This is a genomic window from Qipengyuania mesophila (assembly GCF_019711655.1).
GTDB lineage: Bacteria > Pseudomonadota > Alphaproteobacteria > Sphingomonadales > Sphingomonadaceae > Qipengyuania > Qipengyuania mesophila.
In genome coordinates, this window is the sequence record NZ_JAIGNU010000004.1 from 241,198 (window position 1) to 260,026 (window position 18,829).

The 18,829-nt window shown below is 66.0% G+C and carries 17 protein-coding genes and 1 pseudogene; 5 read left to right on the forward strand and 13 right to left on the reverse strand.

All coding sequences use genetic code 11. From position 1 onward, the window contains the following. Window position 1: 1 nt before the first annotated feature. The 4 genes from K3181_RS15400 to K3181_RS15415 form a co-directional block, all read right to left on the reverse strand. A complete protein-coding gene (locus K3181_RS15400) occupies window positions 2–568 on the reverse strand; it encodes a NuoB/complex I 20 kDa subunit family protein (RefSeq protein ID WP_247715180.1) in 567 nt (188 codons plus the stop codon). 4 nt (window positions 569–572) lie between these two features. Beyond that, window positions 573–947, reverse strand: a complete 375-nt coding sequence (gene ndhC / locus K3181_RS15405) for an NADH-quinone oxidoreductase subunit A (RefSeq protein ID WP_221604010.1) — start codon at window positions 945–947, stop codon at window positions 573–575. 118 nt (window positions 948–1,065) lie between these two features. Beyond that, on the reverse strand, window positions 1,066–2,316 hold the full coding sequence (locus tag K3181_RS15410) for an SMP-30/gluconolactonase/LRE family protein (protein WP_221604011.1): 1,251 nt from the start codon (window positions 2,314–2,316) through the stop codon (window positions 1,066–1,068). Then, window positions 2,313–3,743 (reverse strand): coniferyl aldehyde dehydrogenase, encoded by a 1,431-nt coding sequence (locus tag K3181_RS15415; RefSeq protein ID WP_221604012.1) that lies wholly within the window; start codon window positions 3,741–3,743, stop codon window positions 2,313–2,315. Before K3181_RS15415 ends, K3181_RS15410 begins: the two co-directional genes overlap by 4 nt. Window positions 3,744–3,847: 104 nt before the next feature. Here K3181_RS15415 and K3181_RS15420 point away from each other — a divergent pair, with 104 nt between their 5' ends. Both K3181_RS15420 and K3181_RS15425 read left to right on the forward strand, forming a co-directional pair. Further along, on the forward strand, window positions 3,848–5,044 hold the full coding sequence (locus K3181_RS15420) for a thiolase family protein (protein ID WP_221604013.1): 1,197 nt from the start codon (window positions 3,848–3,850) through the stop codon (window positions 5,042–5,044). A 62-nt stretch (window positions 5,045–5,106) separates the two neighbouring features. Then, window positions 5,107–5,538, forward strand: coding sequence for a hypothetical protein (locus K3181_RS15425; protein WP_221604014.1), 432 nt, complete (start codon window positions 5,107–5,109; stop codon window positions 5,536–5,538). A 13-nt stretch (window positions 5,539–5,551) separates the two neighbouring features. Here the strand turns inward: K3181_RS15425 and K3181_RS15430 are convergent, their stop codons facing one another. Further along, window positions 5,552–6,019: an SH3 domain-containing protein gene (locus K3181_RS15430; protein ID WP_221604015.1), complete on the reverse strand. Its 468-nt coding sequence runs from the start codon at window positions 6,017–6,019 to the stop codon at window positions 5,552–5,554. A gap of 107 nt (window positions 6,020–6,126) precedes the next feature. Here K3181_RS15430 and K3181_RS15435 point away from each other — a divergent pair, with 107 nt between their 5' ends. Beyond that, window positions 6,127–7,140: a 2-hydroxyacid dehydrogenase gene (locus K3181_RS15435; RefSeq protein ID WP_221604016.1), complete on the forward strand. Its 1,014-nt coding sequence runs from the start codon at window positions 6,127–6,129 to the stop codon at window positions 7,138–7,140. A 120-nt stretch (window positions 7,141–7,260) separates the two neighbouring features. Here the strand turns inward: K3181_RS15435 and K3181_RS15440 are convergent, their stop codons facing one another. The 7 genes from K3181_RS15440 to K3181_RS15470 form a co-directional block, all read right to left on the reverse strand. Then, window positions 7,261–8,667, reverse strand: coding sequence for an NAD(P)H-dependent flavin oxidoreductase (locus K3181_RS15440; RefSeq protein ID WP_221604017.1), 1,407 nt, complete (start codon window positions 8,665–8,667; stop codon window positions 7,261–7,263). A 4-nt stretch (window positions 8,668–8,671) separates the two neighbouring features. Next, the gene (locus tag K3181_RS15445; RefSeq protein ID WP_425594556.1) at window positions 8,672–9,427 is read right to left on the reverse strand and encodes a class I SAM-dependent methyltransferase; all 756 of its coding nucleotides are present in this window, start codon (window positions 9,425–9,427) and stop codon (window positions 8,672–8,674) included. Further along, the gene (gene prfB / locus K3181_RS15450) at window positions 9,424–10,551 is read right to left on the reverse strand and encodes a peptide chain release factor 2 (protein WP_221604018.1); all 1,128 of its coding nucleotides are present in this window, start codon (window positions 10,549–10,551) and stop codon (window positions 9,424–9,426) included. Before prfB ends, K3181_RS15445 begins: the two co-directional genes overlap by 4 nt. Window positions 10,552–10,628: 77 nt before the next feature. Beyond that, window positions 10,629–11,171 carry a peroxiredoxin gene (locus K3181_RS15455; RefSeq protein WP_221604019.1) on the reverse strand — a complete coding sequence of 181 codons (543 nt, stop codon included), beginning with the start codon at window positions 11,169–11,171 and terminating at the stop codon, window positions 10,629–10,631. 43 nt (window positions 11,172–11,214) lie between these two features. Next, window positions 11,215–13,713: a penicillin-binding protein 1A gene (locus tag K3181_RS15460; RefSeq protein WP_221604020.1), complete on the reverse strand. Its 2,499-nt coding sequence runs from the start codon at window positions 13,711–13,713 to the stop codon at window positions 11,215–11,217. A gap of 76 nt (window positions 13,714–13,789) precedes the next feature. After that, complete coding sequence (locus K3181_RS15465; protein WP_221604021.1) at window positions 13,790–14,653, reverse strand: N-acetylmuramoyl-L-alanine amidase family protein; 864 nt, start codon at window positions 14,651–14,653, stop codon at window positions 13,790–13,792. 131 nt (window positions 14,654–14,784) lie between these two features. After that, entirely contained in the window at window positions 14,785–15,048 is a 264-nt protein-coding gene (locus K3181_RS15470) for a hypothetical protein (protein ID WP_221604022.1), read from the reverse strand. 56 nt (window positions 15,049–15,104) lie between these two features. Between K3181_RS15470 and K3181_RS15475 the strand changes: the two genes are divergently transcribed. Beyond that, on the forward strand, window positions 15,105–17,783 hold the full coding sequence (locus K3181_RS15475) for an Rne/Rng family ribonuclease (RefSeq protein WP_221604023.1): 2,679 nt from the start codon (window positions 15,105–15,107) through the stop codon (window positions 17,781–17,783). A 39-nt stretch (window positions 17,784–17,822) separates the two neighbouring features. Here K3181_RS15475 and K3181_RS15480 read toward each other — a convergent pair whose 3' ends face one another. Beyond that, the gene (locus tag K3181_RS15480; protein ID WP_247715206.1) at window positions 17,823–18,446 is read right to left on the reverse strand and encodes a class I SAM-dependent methyltransferase; all 624 of its coding nucleotides are present in this window, start codon (window positions 18,444–18,446) and stop codon (window positions 17,823–17,825) included. 148 nt (window positions 18,447–18,594) lie between these two features. On the opposite strand from K3181_RS15480, the pseudogene K3181_RS15485 reads away from it, so the two are divergent. Continuing rightward, a pseudogene (locus tag K3181_RS15485) lies at window positions 18,595–18,829 on the forward strand (D-alanine--D-alanine ligase family protein); the annotation flags it as partial.

An 18,829-nucleotide genomic window follows, 5' to 3' on the forward strand; every position in this document is an offset into this window, starting at 1 on the left:
CTTACCTCTCGATCGTGCCCGAACGGCGGATCTTCCGCTGCAGCTGCATCACGCCATAGAGCAGCGCTTCGGCCGTCGGCGGGCACCCGGGGACATAGATGTCCACCGGGACGATCCGGTCGCAGCCGCGCACCACCGAATAGCTGTAGTGATAATAGCCGCCGCCATTGGCGCAGCTGCCCATGGAGATGACGTATTTGGGCTCCGACATCTGGTCGTAGACCTTGCGCAGCGCGGGGGCCATCTTGTTGCACAGCGTGCCGGCGACGATCATCACGTCCGACTGGCGCGGCGAGGCGCGCGGGGCGACGCCGAAGCGTTCCATGTCGTAGCGCGGCATGTTGACGTGGATCATCTCGACCGCGCAGCAGGCGAGGCCGAAGGTCATCCACCACAGCGAGCCGGTGCGCGCCCACTGGAACAGGTCCTCGGTGCTGGTGACGAGGAAGCCCTTGTCGTTCACCTCGGTCGAGAGCGCGTTGAAATAATCCGCGTCGGGCTGGCGCACTTCGCCGCCCTGCGCAGCGGGCACCGCATTCGGCGGTGTGATGATGGTCGACTGGGTCATGCGATCACTCCCACTCCAGCGCGCCGACCTTCCACGCATAGGCGAGGCCGACGGCGAGTTCGCCGAGGAACACCATCATGGTGATCCAGCCGGGCCAGCCGGTCAGGTCGAGGCTTACCGCCCAGGGAAACAGGAAGGCCGCTTCGAGGTCGAAGATGATGAACAGGATGGCGATCAGGTAGAACCGCACATCGAACTGGCTGCGCGGGTCCTCGAAGGCAGGGAAACCGCATTCATACTCGCTGTTCTTCTCCGCATCGGGCTTGTGCGCGCCGGTCAGCCGGGCGACGCCCATGGGGAGGAATACGAAGAGGGCCGACAGGCCGACGGCGATGAACAGGAAGATCAGGATGGGCAGGTATTGTTCGAGATCGACCACGAATGATTCCTAGGCGTCGGGCTTGGTTCGCGCCCGCCTCTAGGCCCGTCGCGAAGTTGGTGCAAGGGTGCGCATGGCGCAATTCCCTCATCTCCTGTCGCGCTTGGAGCGAGGCCGATCAGCGTTCGAGCGGAAGCTTGCGGATCGTGGTGTCGACGAAGGGCCGGGACGGGTCCGGCCTCCCCTCCTTCAGGCGATCCCACTGGCCATTGCCCACGTAGTAGAGCGCATCCTGCCCGAGATGGCCCGACAGCGGTTCGGTCCAGTCGGGATTGGCCTGCTCGAGAACCCGCTGGCCGACAATCCGCAGCCCGTCGTCCGAGAGTTGTAGCGCGACGATCCGCATCGGGCTGGTCCCGTTCTGCACTGCGATCAGCTCGTTGTCGTGGCGCCAGAGCCCGTCGACCCCGTCGAGCAGGATCGGAAGGTCGGTCGCCAGCCGCTCGATCGGTTTCCCGTCGAGCGGGACGATCGCGATCCCGTAATTGTAGTCGCTGACGTAGAGCCACTTGCCATCTGCACTCGTTGCAAGGCCCTGCGGCGAACGGAAGCTGCCCGGTGGGACGAGCGTTTCGAGCGTTTCGCTGCCGGGCCCGAGCCTGTAGATGCCACCGCCCAGCGGATCGCTGGCGTAGATCGTGCCGTCGGTTGCGCGGTGGATATCCGAGAGATTCGCGCCCTGGGGCGCCGCGATGCGCTGCTGTTCCGCGCCGTCGGGCGACATTGCGATCAGCCCGGCAAACCCCGCGCTCTCGTCCTGTCCGCCGTCGATATGTCCCGCAGCCACCCACAGCGTGCCGCGCGCAGGATCGAGGACGATGCCCGAGAGATTGCCCGCTCCAGTAGGCGCGAACTCACGCCAGTCGCCTCCTGCGGAACCCACCCAGACGCTGTGCCGTGACACCGATGTCGCCACCATCCTTCCGGTCTCGGGATCGATCACTAGACTTTCGACCAGCTCCGCCGACGACGGGATGGTCGCAAAAACCGTACTGGCGTCGACCGGTTCGGCAGGCTCGCGGATGAGCGCTGTGACCTGCGCCGCACGTTCCGCCCCGACCAGCTCGGGAAGCCGGCGGCGTGCGGCTTCCGAGAACACGTAGCCACGCTCGTAGAGCCAGCGAAGAGTCGGGATCGCAGCGTCGTAGTCCTCCGCTCCGAGTTGGGCGTTGAGGAGGCGCAAGCGGACCGAACCGCTGTCCGGATAGGCCGCGGCCAGGGCTTCGAGCGCCTTGGCCTCGGCGATCGCACCGGTCCCGGAATCGACCGGGCGCCAGAGCGCAGTGCTCGCGGGCGCCGCCTCCTGCGCGTGCGGGTAACTGGCGCAGCCGGCGAGCGCGATGGCCAGCGCTGCGCCCAGCGCCCTCATTTCATCATCGTCTTCACGGCTTTCTCGGTCGCGGGGCCATAGGGGGGCTTGAACCCGCCGAGCTTGGCGACATCGATCTTGGGCTGGGTGTAGATGCTCCGCGCATGGCTGAACTCACGGAAGCCCTCGACCCCGTGATAGCTGCCCATGCCGCTCGGCCCGACCCCGCCGAAGGGCAGGTCCTCCATCGAGACGTGGAAGATCACATCGTTGACCGTCACGCCGCCGCTGATCGTCCTTGTCAGAACCTTCTCGCGCTCGTCGCTGTCCTGGCCGAAGTAGTAGAGGCCGAGCGGACGGTCGTGCTCGTTCACGTAATCGATCGCATCGTCGATGCTGGTGTAGGTCTTGACCGGCAACACCGGGCCGAAGATCTCTTCCTGCATCGCCTTCATGTCCTCGGTGACGTTCTTGAGGATCGTCAGCGGCATCTTGCGGGCATTGGTGCTCGAAAAATCCTCGTTCCCGGGATTGACCTCGATCACCTCGGCGCCCTTGTCGCGCGCATCGGCGACGAGGTCCTGCAAGCGGTCGAAATGGCGGTCGCTGACCACGCTCGCGTAATCCTCGTTCTCCAGCAGCGTCGGGTACATGTTGGCAGTACCCTGCCACACACCGTGGATCGCCTCGTCCTGCTTGCTTTCGGGGACGTAGAGATAATCGGGCGCAAGACAGATCTGGCCCGCATTCATCATCTTGCCCAGCGCGACGCGTTCGCCCGCCTTGGCGAAATCGGCGCTCTCGCCCATGAACACGGGGCTCTTGCCGCCCAGCTCGAGCGTCACCGGGACGAGGTTCTGCGCCGCAGCCTCCATCACCTTGCGACCCGTGGCGGTCGAACCTGTGAAGACGAGATGGTCGAAGGGCAGCTGCGAAAAGGCATGCGCCACTTCGGGCCCGCCGGTGAACACGGCGCATTCGTCAGGCGTGAAGTATTCCTCGACCAGTTCCTTGGTCAGCAGGCTGGTCTTCTCGGTGAACTCGCTGGGCTTGATCATCGCGCGGTTGCCCGCGGCGAAGACCTGCATCAGCGGGCCGAAGCTGAGATTGACCGGGAAATTCCACGGGCTGAGGATGCCGACCACGCCCTTGGGTTCGTAGCGCACCTCTGCCTTGGCGCCGAGCAGGCCGAGCGGGAACTGGACGTGGCGCTTCTCCGCCCGCGCCCACTTGTCCATGTTCTTGAGGCAGTACTTGCCGAAATTGACCGTACCGGCGATGTCGGTGATCATCGACTGGTGCGGCGAGCGATTGCCGAAGTCGGCGGCCATGACCTTGCACAAATCCTCGCCGTGCTTCTTGAGCAGCGTCATCGCCCGCTGGATGCGGTCCTTGCGCAGCGCCATAGGCTCGGGGCGCATCTGGTGGTGTGCGGCGCGCTGCTTGCGCAAAACGGCTTCCATGTCGCTCTTACGATTATCCGCCATCGCTCTCTCCGTTTGATATTGGTGCAACGCAGCACTAGATTGCAGGCCACCATTTAGGTCGCCTTTGGCAACCGATATTCCAGATCAAGAGGAACAGCACAAGCATGCCCCAGTTCAGCGCATCCGATCCCGTCGTCATCCTGTCCTATGCCCGCACACCCATGGGCGGCATGCAGGGTGCCCTCGCCGATGTTTCCGCGACCGAACTCGGTGCGACGGCGATCAAGGCGGCGGTCGAGCGCTCGGGCGTCGGGGCCGACCAATTCGATCGCACCTACATGGGCTGCGTCCTTCCCGCCGGGCTCGGCCAAGCCCCTGCCCGTCAGGCATCGATCAAGGCCGGCCTGCCCAAATCGGTCCAGGCGACCACGGTCAACAAGGTCTGCGGCAGCGGCATGCAGACGGTGATCATGGGCGCCGAGGCGCTCGCCAGCGGTACCGTGGACTATGTCGTCGCGGGCGGGATGGAGAGCATGACCAATGCGCCCTACCTGCTCAAGAAGCACCGCTCGGGCGCCCGCCTCGGCCACGACCCCGCATATGACCACATGTTCCTCGACGGGCTGGAAGACGCCTATGAGGAAGGCCGCGCTATGGGCACATTCGCGCAGGATACGGCCAACGAATACCAGCTCACCCGCGAGGAAATGGACGCCTATTCGATCGAATCGCTGCGCCGCGCCAATGCCGCGATCGAGAGCGGCGCCTTCGCCGACGAGGTGGTCCCCGTGACCTTCTCGACCCGTGCGGGCGAACAGACGGTCGAGCACGACGAACAGCCCGGCAAGGGCAAGCCCGACAAGATCCCGACCCTGCGCCCGGCCTTCGCCAAGGACGGCACGATCACCGCGGCAACCTCGAGCTCGATTTCCGACGGCGCGGCCGCGGTCGTGCTGACGCGCGAGAGCGTGGCCAAGGCCAATGGCCAGGAGCCGGTGGCGAAGATCGTCGCCATGGCCGCGCATGCGCAGGAGCCCTCGCAGTTCACCGTCGCCCCCATCGGCGCGATCGAAAAGGTGCTCGAAAAGGCCGGCTGGTCGGCGGAGGACGTCGACCTGTGGGAGGTCAACGAGGCCTTTGCCTGCGTCGCCATGTTCGCGATGCGCGACATCGGCATCCCGCACGACAGGATCAACGTCAACGGCGGCGGCACTGCGCTCGGTCACCCGATCGGCGCCAGCGGGACGCGCATCATCGTCACCCTGCTCAATGCGCTCAAGCGGCAGGGCAAGACGCGCGGCGTCGCCTCGCTCTGCATCGGCGGCGGCGAAGCCACCGCGGTGGCGGTCGAGCTCGCCTGATGGCGCGGGCCACTCCCCTCGTCCTGCGTACCGACACCACCCACGGCGAAGGGGGATTGGCCATGAAACGATTGCTGCTGATCGCGGCGGCCGGCATTTCGCTGGCCGCCTGCGGCTCGAAGGACGAACCTGCGGAGGCGGTGGTACCGACCGACGCGACGCTCAAGAGCACCGCGACCGGCGATCTTGCCGGGACCTATGAAGTCAAGCTGGCCGACGGCACCGTCACGATCCAGACGATCAATGCCGACGGCACCTATGCCGAAGCGACGGCGGACGGCACGCGCACCGGGGGCGGGACCTGGCGTACGGGCGACGAAGGCACAATGTGCTTCGACCCCGAAGGTGACGATCCCGAGGAATGCTACGCCGGCGGTGCGCCGGGTGAGGACGGCGCCTTCGAAATGCGCGGCGAGGATGGCAAGGTCCAGTCCTCGGTTCGCAGGATGGAGACTGAGCCGGAGCCCGTCGCCGAGGCTACACCAGAGGGTTAGCTTGCCTTGAGCCTCAGGGCTCGCCCACACCCCAGAGACGCGATTCGAGCACATAGCCGCGGCGATTCTCGACCGCGAATTCGCACCAGCCATCGTCGCAATCGCCGAGCACGCCGACGACGCCCGGCTCGACCTTCCATTTGAGCGCGGCATCATTGCTGGCCCCGGCGCGCATCGCCGCCAGCCCCTCGCCAATGACGATCGCCCCGCGATCGGGGCTCAGCAGCCGGGCGACCACCCAGCCCCGCGCCCCGTCCGGGTCCTCGATCAGGCGCCAGCCTTCCATCAGCCGCACCACCTTCACCGGCAGGCCCGGGCGGCGATAGACCCAGTCGATCTTGTAGTCGGCGCTCGGCCCCACGCGGAGGTTGAGGACGCTGGCCCGAATCGTCGCCCAATAGGGTACGTCGCGGTCCTGCGCCCCGGCAGGGGCCGCAAGTCCGGCGAACAGAAGGAAAGGTATGAAAAGCCGTGCGAACATGGCGCGCTGAATCGGGCAATGCGCGCCGACAGTCAACGCCCTTCGCGGATCGCCCGAGTGCGAATCCTTGACCGCTCCCCGCCGCGCGGCCTAGCGCTTGGCAGCACATGGACAGCACCGACGCCCGCCCGGCCAAACGCCTCGATCGCAAGCCCCGCGTCTTCGTGACGCGCCACCTCATGCCCGGCGTCGAGGAGCGCATGAGCGAATTGTTCGAGGTGAGTCTCAATGCCGGGGATGTGCCGCTTTCGCGCGACCAACTCATCGCCGCGATGCGCGGATACGACGTACTGGTCCCGACCGTCACCGACCGGATCGATGCCGCGATGATCGCCGAGGCGGGCAAGGACCTCGGCCTGATCGCCAATTTCGGCGCTGGGACCGAGCATATCGACCTCGAGGCTGCCGCCGCGCGGCACATCCTGGTCACCAACACGCCGGGCGTGTTCACCGACGACACCGCCGACCTCGCCATGGCCGGAATCATCGGCGTGCCCCGCCGCATCCGCGAGGGCGTCGAGCTCATCCGCAGCGGCAAGTGGAGCGGCTGGACCCCGACCGCACTGCTCGGCACCAAACTCGCAGGCAAGGTGCTCGGCATCGTGGGGATGGGCCGGATAGGCCAGGCGGTGGCGCACCGCGCGCGCGCCTTCGGGCTCGAAATCGCCTATCACAACCGCAAGCGCCTGCCCGAGGCGGTCGAGCGCATGTTCCACGCGCGCTGGGTCGACAGCCTCGACGCGCTGATGGCCGAGGCCGACATCCTCACCCTCCACTGCCCCGCCGGGCCCGACACGCATCACATGATCGACGCGCGGCGGATCGGGCTGATGAAGGATGGCGCAAGCCTCATCAACACGGCGCGCGGCGACCTCGTCGACCAGGAAGCGCTGATCGCAGCGCTGGAGGGCGGCAAGCTGGCCGGCGCGGGGCTCGACGTCTATCCCGACGAGCCCAGTGTCGATCCGCGCCTGGTCCGCCATCGCAACGTGATGACCCTCCCCCATATCGGCAGCGCCACGCGCGAAGGGCGCGAGGAAAGCGGCCTCAAGGTGATCGCCAACATCCGCATGTGGGCCGATGGCCACAGACCGCCGGACCAGGTGCTGACGGGGCTATAGGCCGCACTCGTCGCCCCCGACTTGATCCGGGGCCGGTGCTATTCCGGAGGATTCTCGCACGAAAGCCCCGCCCCCGGCTCGGAGGCCGGGGTGACGCATCGACACATTTGGCGCGAAGCCTCAATCCCCCGTCAAAATCCGCTCGACCAGTTCCTTCACCGTAGGGGTGAAATTGTTCGAATAGAACGGGTCCTGCTTGAAGCGGTAGGCCGCGTGGCCGGCGAAGGCGAGGTTCTCGTCCGGGTCGCCGCCGTGGGCGATGTCCTGCAGCGTCTTCTGGATACAGAAGCTGCGCGGGTCGGCGAGGCGCCCGGTGGTGTGGTTGTCGTGATCCTTCCAGCTCGAGAACTGGCAGTGCGACAGGCAGCCCATGCAGCCCTGCTGGTCGGCGCGAATCTGCTCGGCACTCTCGGGCGTGGTGAAGACCACCGTGTCGTCGGGGGTCTTGAGCGCCTCGGTGAAGCCTTCGTGCATCCACGCCTGCGCCTTGCGCTGGTCGCCCGGGTGGACGAAGAAATACTTCGCCTTGCCGTGATCGGCGAGCGGGATCGTGCCCTCTTCCTCGTCGCGCTTGAAGATCGGAATCTGGCGCTCGCTGCGGTGCATGAGATCGTAGAGGAACGGCGTCTTGACCGCGGAGGAATAGAAGCCGGTGGGGCTGAACTTGTGCAGCAGCACATCGCCCGGCTCGACCGTGCGCAGCATGTCCTTCCACACTTGCGGGATCGGGCTCTCCTTGGTCAGCAGCGGCCGGGTGCCGAACTGGAACATGATCTTGCCCAGCTCGGGATTGTCGATCCAGTCGTTCCATTCGCGCAGGAACCACACGCCGCCGGCCATGACGATCGCGGTCTCTTCGCTAACGCCCTCGGCGCGCATCGTGTCGCGCAGCGCCTTGACGCGCGGATAGGGATCTTCCGGCTTGGTCGGGTCCTCGGCGTTGGAAAGGCCGTTGTGCCCACCCGCGAGCCAGGGATCTTCGTAGACCACCGCGGCCATCAGGTGCGGAACCTTGGAATAGCTCCGCTTCCACAGCGCGCGGAAGGCGCGCGCCGAGCTTACGATCGGCAGGTAGTGGACATTGTGCTTGGCCGCGATCTCGGCGAGCTTGTAGGGCATGCCCGCGCCGCAGGTGACGCCGGTAACGAGGCCGGGGCAGTTTTCGAGCACGCCTTCGAGCACGCGCTGCGCCCCGCCCATTTCCCACAGCACGTTGATGTTGATCGCGCCCTTGCCGCCGGAGATCTCGTGCGCGCGCTTCACCTGCTCGGTGGCACCGTCGATGGCGTATCGCACCAGTTGTTCGAAACGCTCGGTGCGGGTCGCCTGCGGATAGACCTGCGGGATCGGGTTGCCGTCGACATCGTAGCTGTCGGCATTGACCGCACTGACCGTGCCGATACCGCCTGCGGCGGCCCAGGCGCCCGAGCTCATGTGATTGGTGGCGGATACGCCCTTGCCGCCTTCGACCAGCGGCCAGACTTCCTTGCCGCCATAGATGATTGGCTCGAGACCCTTGAAACTCATATACTTACGCTTTCTCTCTTTTCGCGGGGCGCTGGGCCCCATCGCGCAGCGCGGCACGGTCGCCGCGGCAGCGCTCTATCTCTCCGGGAGCGGGCCTCGTAGCGGCTGCCTTGAACTGTGCATAGTACCCCGCCAATTGGGGCGCGTCCTTGAACTCGACCAGCTCGTAGCCGACCGCCTCGAATTCGCAGCTCAGCAGCAGCGGGTCGATGCCGTGCTGGTCGGTCGGTCGGTCGATGTCGACCACCACCACCTGGCCGCCCTCGCGCAGGGAAGGCCACATGCGCCAGAGGAACTCGTAGGGCTGCCCGATCTCGTGGTACATATGGACCATGAAGATGCGGTCGAAACTGTTCGCGGGGAGCCGCGGATCGGCTGTCTCGCCCAAGCGGATGGACACGTTTTCCAGCCGCTGGCGCTCGATACGTCGGGCCAGACGGCTGAGTGCATCGCGGTCGATATCCTGCGCCAGCACGCGGCCCTTGGCGCCGACACGTTCGGCCAGGCGGACGGTGTAATAGCCATTGCCCGCGCCGATATCGGCCACGGTCATCCCTGGTTCGAGCTGGGCCAGGTCCATCACGGTCTGCGCCTCGCCCCGGCTGTCGCGTTGGTCCTCGGTCGAGAACTGGTTCGAGCCGATCTCGGACACCGGCCTGTCGGGTTCGGGGAAGCGCGGTTCGCCGTCGTCGAAGCCCGCCTGACCCTTGCAGGCGGCCAGCAGCGCGACCGGAAGCAGCAAGGCGAGCCGCAGGCTCACTCGGTATCCTCCACCTCGACCGTCTCGCCGGTCACGCGCTGCGCGAGTGCGGCCGAAATGAACGGGTCGAGCGCGCCGTCGAGCACGTCGTCGGGCGTGGGCGAAGTCACGCCGGTACGCAGGTCCTTGACCATCTGGTAGGGCTGGAGGACGTAGCTGCGGATCTGGTGGCCCCAGCCGATGTCGCTCTTTTCCTGATATTCGCCCGATGCCGCCGCCTCGCGCTCGGCCATCTCGCGTTCGAACAGGCGCGCCTTGAGCATGCCCATCGCAGTCGCGCGGTTCTTGTGCTGGCTGCGGTCGTTCTGGCTGGCGACGACGATTCCGGTCGGCTGGTGGGTGATACGCACCGCCGAGTCGGTGGTGTTGACGTGCTGGCCGCCCGCGCCCGAAGCGCGGTAGGTGTCGATCTTGAGGTCCGCCGGGTTGATCTCGATGTCGATGTCGTCGTCGATCACCGGATAGACCCAAACCGAGCTGAAGCTGGTGTGGCGCCGCGCCGAACTGTCGTAGGGGCTGATCCGGACGAGGCGGTGCACGCCGCTCTCGGTCTTCGCATAGCCATAGGCGTTCTCGCCCTTGATCAGCAGCGTCGCGCTCTTGATCCCGGCCTGGTCGCCGGCCTGGTATTCGACCGTCTCGACCTTGAAGCCGCGGCGTTCGGCCCAGCGGGCATACATGCGCAGCAGCATGTCCGCCCAGTCCTGGCTTTCGGTGCCGCCCGCGCCGGCGTGGATTTCGAGATAGGTGTCGTTGCCGTCGGCCTCGCCCGAAAGCAGCGCCTGGACCTTATCGCGATCGGCGCGTTCGGCGAGTTGCGACAGCGTATCCAGCCCTTCGCGCTCGACCTCGCTATCACCTTCGGCCTCGCCCATTTCGACGAATTCGATCGCATCGGCCATTTCGCTTTCGATCTCGCGCACGGTGCTGATCGCGGTTTCGAGGCGCTTTTGTTCCTGCGTGATCGCCTGCGCCTGCTTGGGATCGTCCCACAGCGTCGGGTCCTGCACGCGCGCATCGAGCTCGTCGAGCCGGCGCAGGGCGCGCTCCCAGTCGAGCGACTGCCTGACCAGCGCCAGTGCCGCTTCGATACGGTCGATTTGGGCCTGCCCTTCGGCACGCATGGAACTCTCCTGGAAAAAGGTACGCGGGCGCGCCGCCTAGCGCAGACGCGCGGCGCGGGAAAGATGGGATGGTCTGCTTACTTGCGCGCGAGCGAGCGCACCGCGGCGAGGCTGCGGGCGATATGTTCGTTCGGCTTGAGGTCCGAGTAGACGAAAGCCACCGTCCCGTCGGTGTCGATGACGTAGGTGGTGCGGTTGCTCCACCCCGCCTTGTCGTCCGTCAGGCCGAGCGAAACGTCGTATTGCGCGATCAGCTCCTTCGAGGCCGACGCGACCGGAAACTGCCCGGCACAATGCTTGGCCGAAAAATCGCGCAACTGATTGGTGTTGCCGCCGGTCATACCGATCACCGTGGCCCCCGCCGCGCGGAAATCGTCGATCGCGGCGGCGAAAGCCTGCGCTTCGAGATTGCAGCCGGAGGTGAAGGCGGCGGGGAAGAAATACAGCACCACCGGGCCCTTCTTGAGCGAGGTGGCGAGATCGACGCGGATCGGCTTGCCGGCCATGGCGCCCTGGGCGGTGAACTTCGGTGCCTGCTCGCCGGTGGCGAGAGCGGCCAGGACGGGCGTTGCAGCAAGGCCGAGCGCAGCGGCCGCCAGCATGGTGCGGAACATCTTCATGCCGCGCATCATGAACCCTGTGGCGCCGCCTGCCAAGCGCCGTTCAGTATATTCCACCCTGGTCCTCGACGAAATCGTCGGGCTGGTCGCCATTATCGTTGGCCTTGGCGGCCTGGGCCCCCTGGCGTCCGCGGCGGATCAGTTCGAGGATTTCGTTGCGCTTGGCGGCGATCGCATCCGAACGTGTCGCACGCGGCGGTTCGGTATCGGGCTTGAAGGCCTCCCAGATGATCGCGGCGGTCGGCTCGTCCGACGGGGTACCCTCGAACACGCGCTTGCCGCTGCGCCGATCGACCTTGACCATGCGGATGCCCGGCGGAGCGACGAAATCCTCGGCCTGCCAGCGTTCGCGGGTGGCTTCGATGAAGCGCTTCATGATCGTGGCGGCGGTATTGCCACCCTGCACCCAGCCACCGAGATTGCGCGGCTGGTCGAAGCCGACATACATGCCGGCGATGATATCGGGCGAGCCGCCCACGAACCAGGCATTGGTCGGGCCGTTGGTGGTTCCCGTCTTGCCGAACAGCGGCAGTTCGAGGCTGCGCAGCCGCACCGCGGTGCCGCGCGTGACCACGCCCTGGAGCATGTGGACGACCTGGAAGGCGGTGCGGGGATCGAGCACCTGCTTGCCCGATATGTCGAAGCGCGGCATCGGCTGCCCGTCCCATTCGGGCATGTTGCAGCTCGAGCAATCACGCTTGTCGGTGCGGAAGATGACCTTGCCGTCGCGATCCTGCACGTAATCGATCACCGACCCGGCGTTCTGGCGGCCCCAGTTGGCGAGTGCCGCATAGGCATTGACCATCCTTGCGACGGTCGTGTCGCCCGCGCCCAGCGCGAAGGAATAGTAAGGGTCGTAGCTGCCGATCCCGACCCGCTGGAAGGTCTTGATGACGTTGTCCATTCCGGTGTCGTCGGCTATATGGACGGTCATCAGGTTGCGGCTCTGTTCGAGACCCCAGCGCATCGTGTGCACACCGCCCCCGCCCCCGCCGAAATTGCGGAAGCACTTTTCGCCCAGGTTCGCCCCCTGCCAGACACAGAAGGTCTGGTCGGGCACCTGCGTCGCCGGGGTCATCCCCTGGTCGAGCGCAGAGGCATAGACGAAAGGCTTGATCGTCGATCCCGGCTGGCGCAACGCCTGCGTCGCGCGGTTGAAACTGCCCAGGCGGCTGTCGAACCCGCCCTGCATGGCGAGAATGCGCCCGGTCTGCGGTGCCTCGGCAAGGAAGGCTCCCGAAACCTCAGGCACCCCGCGGATGGCATAGCCGCTGCCCGATTTGGCCGCCGCGACCACGTCGCCTGCCTTCAGCGTCGAAGGACCGCCCGAAAGCGGATATTCCTCGCCATCGGTGAAGCCAATACGCCCCGGCGCGGTAATCACGCCGACCCGCCAGTCCTTGTAGCTGATCGAAATGTTCGACGAAGCCAGCTGCGAAGTCAGGCTTCCATTGTCGGGATTGAGCGTGGCGATCGGCTTGGTGAAGCCGCGATTGCCGTGATAGCTGATCAACTGCGCGCGCAAAGCATCGCGGGCCGCATCCTGCAGTTCGGTATCGAGCGAAGTGCGCACCCACAACCCGCCCGAATAGACGCTGTTGCGCCCGTCCTCGGCGGTCTCGCCGAACTTGTCGATCAGCTGGCGACGCACTTCCTCGAGGAAATAGCCCGCATCGGCCGAGCGTTCGCTGCGCTGCTGCACGAGGCCGAGATCCATGCGCTTGGCGGCAGCGCCATCCTCTGCCGAAATGAAGTCGTTGGCGACCATCTGGTCGAGCACGAAATTGCGCCGGGCGATCGCCAGGTCGTGATAACGCGTACGGCCATAGCGTTCGGGCGCCTTGGGCAGGATCGCGAGGAAGGCCATCTCATGGAGGTCGAGATCGCCGACATCCTTGTCGAAATAGGCCCGCGCTGCCGCCTGCACGCCGAAGCTGCGCCGACCGAGCGGAATTTCGTTGAGATAGAGTTCGAGGATTTCCTGCTTGGTCAGCACGCTCTCGATGCGCGTGGCGAGGATCATCTCCTTGAGCTTGCGCGTCACCGAATATTCGTCGCCCAGCAGCAGGTTCTTCGCGACCTGCTGGGTAATCGTCGATCCGCCGACCGCGCGCTCGCCCGACCCGAACTTGGTCGCATAGTCGACGACCGCGCCGAGCGTGCCTGTGATGTCGACACCCCCGTGGCTGAAGAAGGTCTTGTCCTCGGCCGAGAGGTAGGCCTCGATCAGCTTCTGCGGGAAATCGCCATACTGCAGCTGCACCCGGCGCTCGCGGGCATAGGTGTTGACGATCTCGCCATCGATCCCGCGCACGACGGTGGGCAGCGGAGTTTCGTATTCGAGCAGCGATTCGGCGTCGGGCAGGTTGCGCCCCAGCGTGGCCCAGGCGAGCACCAGCATGACCACCGCGATTCCGCCGATGTAGCATCCGACGCGCAGTCGGCGGCTATGCGCCCAATTGTCGTTGAACCAGGCGATCAGCCGCTTGGGGTCGCGGCTGATACGATAGCGGTAATAGTCGAGAGCGGGCTGGTCGGACATGATGTGGATGGGGCCTCTAGCACGCTCATTCTGCAATTCGCCAGAACGAAGAATGCGTTGGAGAGAATTGACCTGCTCAGCCTGCCTGCTGCCGAGCGAAATAGATCCTGATCGCGCGTGCCATGACCTTGGCGAAACGGGCGCGTCCCGCCGGAGAGGCGAGCCGCTGGGCCTCGGCCTCGTTGGTGATGTAGCCGCTTTCGAACAGCACAGAAGGAACGTCGGGAGCGCGCAGCACCTTCAGCGCCGCCGCACGTTCGGCTTGCGGGTGGAAGCGGATGGTGCCCTCGCCCTCGCGTCGGATGAGCCGTGCGAACTCGGCCGATTGCTCCTGCGTACGGCGCTGCGACAATTCAACCAGGATCGTGCTCACCACGTCGCTCTGCCCGCCGATGTCGATCCCGTTGAGGCGGTCCGCCGCGTTCTCGCGTTCGGCGAACCGCGCCGCCGCCTCGCTCGATGCCTTGTTCGACAGCGTGTAGGTGCTCGCCCCCGTGACCTGTTCCGCGTCGCCCGCGCTGTCGGCATGGATCGAGAGGAACAGGTCGGCATCGAGCCGCCGGGCGATCCCGACCCGTTCGGCATGGACGAGATAGCGATCGTCGTCGCGCGTCAGCGCCACCCGGACCTTGCCTTCGCGTTCGAGTTCGTCGCGCAGTGCGCGCGCCAGCCCGAGCACGATCGCCTTCTCACGGTAGCCCTGCCCCGAAGCGCCCGGATCGTGTCCGCCATGGCCGGCGTCGATCACCACCAGCGGAAGCCCGGCCTTTCCCGCGACTTGCGGCAGGGCAGCGGGAGCATCGGCTTCGGGCAGAGTGACGCGCACGACATAGGCGCGCCCGATCATGGGCACCGGAATGCGCTGCGCCGTTGCCACCAGCGCCACGACAAGGGCGAGTGGCAGCAGGACCAGCAGCATGAGTTGGGCCCGGATCGTCATGGCCCCGCTTGGTTAGGGCCTTGTTGCCGAATGACGCAATATGGTTGCCGTACGAAACCCACGGTGCTAGCGACATATTACCGGTTTGCCCGGTGCCTCCGATCGGCGCGATATCGACGCGACGAAGAGGGTCATCGGAAAAAACCGTTCTTTTTCAGGACGCAGCGGCGCAGCCGCTCCGACCCAATGCAATACAGGTTGATGCCGGACATGGCCCGTTTTTCCCCGACCAGCGCAGCACAGGCTTCCGCCTTTGCCGCATCGTCGGGTCGGACAGCGCAATCGCAGCGCAGGACCAGCCCCGCAGTCACGAATACCCGGCCCGTCGCATCTGCAGGCGTTGGCCGGTTCGCAAACACCGCGATGCCCAGGACGGGCCGCGGACTTTCCAACATGATACGCCGCGGCTTGGCAGGGTCATCCCTGCGCGCACGCGGCTGGAGATTACTACATGGCAACGCGCATGCTTATCGATGCGCGCCACCAGGAAGAAACCCGGGTGGCGGTGCTCAAGGGCAACCGGATTGAGGAATTCGATTTCGAATCTGCCGATCACAAGCAGATCAAGGGCAATATCTATCTAGCCAAGGTTACGCGGGTCGAACCCTCGCTGCAGGCGGCCTTCGTCGATTTCGGTGGCAATCGCCACGGCTTCCTCGCCTTCAGCGAAATCCACCCCGACTACTACCAGATCCCCAAGGAAGATCGCGAAGCGCTGCTCGCCGCCGAGGCCGAGGCGGCCGCGGAAGAAGCCCGCCTGCGCGACGAGGAAGAAGACCGCGGCGAAATGCCCGGCGACGAATACGACGCCGAGGACGAAAGCGCCGAAGCGCTTGCCGAAGATCTTGCCGAAGACGGCCTCGAGGAAGTCGACACCTCCGACAAGGACGAGGTCGCGACGATCGAGGAAGGCCATCTCGACGGCGACGAGGACGAGGAAGACGAATCAGACGAGGATTCGGACGAGGACGACAGCCGTTCGCGCGGTCGTGGGCGTGGCCGTGGTCGTGGCCGCCGCCAGGGCAAGGGTGGCCGCACCCGCGCCAAGGAAGTCGACGAAGCGCGCGCCAAGCGCATGGCGCTGCGCCGCCGCTACAAGATCCAGGACGTCATCCAGCGCCGCCAGGTGCTGCTCGTCCAGGTCGTCAAGGAAGAGCGCGGCAACAAGGGCGCCGCGCTGACCACCTATCTCAGCCTCGCCGGACGCTACACCGTGCTGATGCCCAACAGCAGCCACGGCGGCGGCATCTCGCGCAAGATCTCGAGCGCGTCGGACCGCAAGCGCTTGAAGCAGGTCGTCTCGGACCTCAGCCTGCCCAAGTCGATGGGCCTCATCGTGCGCACCGCGGGCCTCAGCCGCACCAAGACCGAGATCAAGCGCGACTTCGACTATCTCGCCCGCCTGTGGGACGAGATCCGCGAACGCACGCTGTCCTCTTCCGCGCCCGCGCTGATCCATTCGGACAGCGACCTGATCAAGCGCGCCATCCGCGACATCTACAATCGCGACATCGAGGAAGTCGTGGTCGAGGGCGAGCCCGGCTACAAGTCGGCCAAGGAATTCATGAAGCTGCTGATGCCCAGCCATGCGCGCCGGGTGAAGCAGTATTCGGACCCCGTCCCGCTGTTCCAGCGCTATGGCGCGGAGGACCAGCTGAAGGCGATGTACGATCCGGTCGTCCAGCTGAAGAGCGGCGGCTACCTCGTCATCAACCCGACCGAAGCGCTGGTCTCGATCGACATCAACTCGGGCCGCTCCACCAAGGAGCACAATATCGAGCAGACCGCGCTGCACACCAATCTGGAAGCCGCGCGCGAGATCGCCCGCCAGCTGCGCCTGCGCGACATGGCCGGCCTCGTCGTCATCGACTTCATCGACCAGGAGCACCACTCCAACACGCGCAAGGTCGAGAAGGCGATGAAGGAAGCGCTCAAGAACGACCGCGCGCGCATCCAGGTCGGCCGCATCTCGAGCTTCGGCCTCATGGAAATGAGCCGCCAGCGCCTGCGCACCGGCGTGCTCGAGGCGACCACGCGCGACTGCCCGCATTGCGACGGCACCGGTCTCGTCCGCACCGCTTCGAGCGCGGGCCTTTCGGCGCTGCGCCTGATCGAGGACGAAGCCGCCAAGGGCAAGGGTTCGACCATCCGCCTCGCCGCCAGCACCGAAGCGGCGATCTACCTGCTCAACGAAAAGCGCGCCGATCTGATGGAGATCGAACAGCGCTATTTTGTGACCGTCGAAGTCGTCCCCGAGGGCGAAGACGAAGGCGCCAAGATGAGCGTCTCGAGCCATGGCCCCAAGCCCAAGGACGCGCCGCGTTTCGACCCGATCGTCGATGACGAGGACGACGAGGACATCGTCGACGAAATCGACGAGGACGAAGCCGAGGACAATGATCGTCCGCGCAACAAGCGTCGTCGCCGCCGCGGTGGACGCGGGCGCAGCAAGACCCGCCAGCGCGACGACGACTATCAGGACCATTCCGACGAAGATGGCGACGACGCCGACGATGGCGACGACACCGAGCAAACGAGCGAAGACGAGGACGGCGAAGACCGTCCGAAGAAGCGCCGTCGGCGCGGCGGACGCCGTCGGGGCGGACGCGGTCGCGGGCGCAAGTCCGACGAGGTGACGGCCGAGGACGCCGAGCAGCTCGAGCAGGTCTCCGAAGCTGTCGAGGAGGACATGGCTGTGGTCGCCGGGCCCGAAGGCGAGCCCGAAACGGCGGAAGCTGCCGCCGACGCGGAAGCCGAGGAGAAGCCCAAGCCCAAGAAGCGCGCACCGCGCAAGAAGAAGGCCGACACCGACGCTGCCGCAAAGGCAGAGGACGAAGCCGAGGCCAAGCCCGCGCCCAAGAAGCGTGCGCCGCGCAAGAAAAAGGCCGAGACCGAAACCACCAGCGAGACGCCCGAAACGGCCGAAGCGGGTGCGGAAGCCGACGCCAAGCCCGCGCCCAAGAAGCGCGCACCGCGCAAGAAGAAAGTAGAGGCCGAACAGCCGGCGGAGGCGCCGGTCAAGGCTACTGCCGAAACCGCTCCGGAACCTGCGCCGCAGGACAGCGCCGAACCCGAAGAAGCTGGCAAGCCCAAGCGCGGCTGGTGGCAGCGCACCTTCGGCGACGAATAGGCATAGCAAGGGGTCGGCGCGGCACTTGCCCGCCGGCCCTCATGCCTTGCGCGCCACCCCCCATTCCATCCAGCCCAGGACCTTGGGCGTCTTCTCGAGATAGGCCTGCCCGAGCGGCTCGACCGCAAAGCCCGCGCCGCGCAGCGATGCACCGATCGGACGGGTCAGGTGGCACCCCCCGGCGAGCGGCTTCCACACGGGCTCGAACCGCTCCTGCCAACGCGCGACCCCGGCATCGGGCGCGCGTCCGTGCTCGAGAAACAGCAACCTGCCCCCCGGCGCGAGGATGCGCCACATTTCCGCCAGCACCGCGCCCGGATCCTCGACCGAACAGAGGGTGTAGGTACACACCACAGTATCGAACGAGCCGCTGGCGAAGGGAATATCCTCGCCCACACCGTGCCGGATGTCAGCCTCCCAGCCCTTCTCGCGCGCCCGCGCCCGCGCCCCGTCAAGCAGCTTTTCATGCGGATCGATGCCTGAAAACGAGGTGATCTGCGCGGGATCGTAGAGCGCCTGGTTGAGCCCGCCTCCGCAGCCCAGTTCGAACACCCGCCCCTGCGCCAGAGGCACCACCTGCTTGCGGCGATTCTCGATCCCCTCCTGCCCGCAGGCGGCGGTGATCAAGCGCGGCATTATGTGTCGGTCGTACCAGGCCTTCATACCCACGCCGCAAGCTCCTCCGATTGCGCGACAATTCCGAGGCTATCGCGGAATCGTCCCGGCGCAAGCGGAAACCGGCGCGTGACAAAGTTCTGGTGGAGGGGCACCAGCAGGCCTAAGGGGCGCGCAAACAGCTCAACGGGCCGACATGACCAAATCCATCGCACCCCTTCGCATCCCCGAAGAAGCCAAGCAGCGCATTCGCATGCTGTTCATGGCCAAGCACGCCCTGTTCGGTGGCGGCATGCATCCCGAGGACGGCAACCACGCGATCTACCATCACGAGGTGCGCACGACGCTCGAGGACCTCGGCCTCAACCTCCAGCTCGCCAACCAGTACGACGTGCTCTACTCGAAGCCCGACGTCGACTTCGTCTTCCCCC

Coding starts and splice junctions, on each gene's coding strand:
- K3181_RS15480 (WP_247715206.1), bottom strand. CDS start 18,446: ATGAAGGCCTGGTACGACCGACACATAATGCCGCGCTTGATCACCGCC.
- K3181_RS15420 (WP_221604013.1), top strand. CDS start 3,848: ATGCCCCAGTTCAGCGCATCCGATCCCGTCGTCATCCTGTCCTATGCC.
- K3181_RS15425 (WP_221604014.1), top strand. CDS start 5,107: ATGAAACGATTGCTGCTGATCGCGGCGGCCGGCATTTCGCTGGCCGCC.
- prfB (WP_221604018.1), bottom strand. CDS start 10,551: ATGCGTGCCGAAGGGCAGGCCCAAATCGACCGTATCGAAGCGGCACTG.
- K3181_RS15475 (WP_221604023.1), top strand. CDS start 15,105: ATGGCAACGCGCATGCTTATCGATGCGCGCCACCAGGAAGAAACCCGG.
- K3181_RS15415 (WP_221604012.1), bottom strand. CDS start 3,743: ATGGCGGATAATCGTAAGAGCGACATGGAAGCCGTTTTGCGCAAGCAG.
- K3181_RS15435 (WP_221604016.1), top strand. CDS start 6,127: ATGGACAGCACCGACGCCCGCCCGGCCAAACGCCTCGATCGCAAGCCC.
- K3181_RS15410 (WP_221604011.1), bottom strand. CDS start 2,316: ATGAGGGCGCTGGGCGCAGCGCTGGCCATCGCGCTCGCCGGCTGCGCC.
- K3181_RS15455 (WP_221604019.1), bottom strand. CDS start 11,171: ATGAAGATGTTCCGCACCATGCTGGCGGCCGCTGCGCTCGGCCTTGCT.
- K3181_RS15465 (WP_221604021.1), bottom strand. CDS start 14,653: ATGACGATCCGGGCCCAACTCATGCTGCTGGTCCTGCTGCCACTCGCC.
- K3181_RS15460 (WP_221604020.1), bottom strand. CDS start 13,713: ATGTCCGACCAGCCCGCTCTCGACTATTACCGCTATCGTATCAGCCGC.
- K3181_RS15400 (WP_247715180.1), bottom strand. CDS start 568: ATGACCCAGTCGACCATCATCACACCGCCGAATGCGGTGCCCGCTGCG.
- K3181_RS15430 (WP_221604015.1), bottom strand. CDS start 6,019: ATGTTCGCACGGCTTTTCATACCTTTCCTTCTGTTCGCCGGACTTGCG.
- K3181_RS15440 (WP_221604017.1), bottom strand. CDS start 8,667: ATGAGTTTCAAGGGTCTCGAGCCAATCATCTATGGCGGCAAGGAAGTC.
- K3181_RS15470 (WP_221604022.1), bottom strand. CDS start 15,048: ATGTTGGAAAGTCCGCGGCCCGTCCTGGGCATCGCGGTGTTTGCGAAC.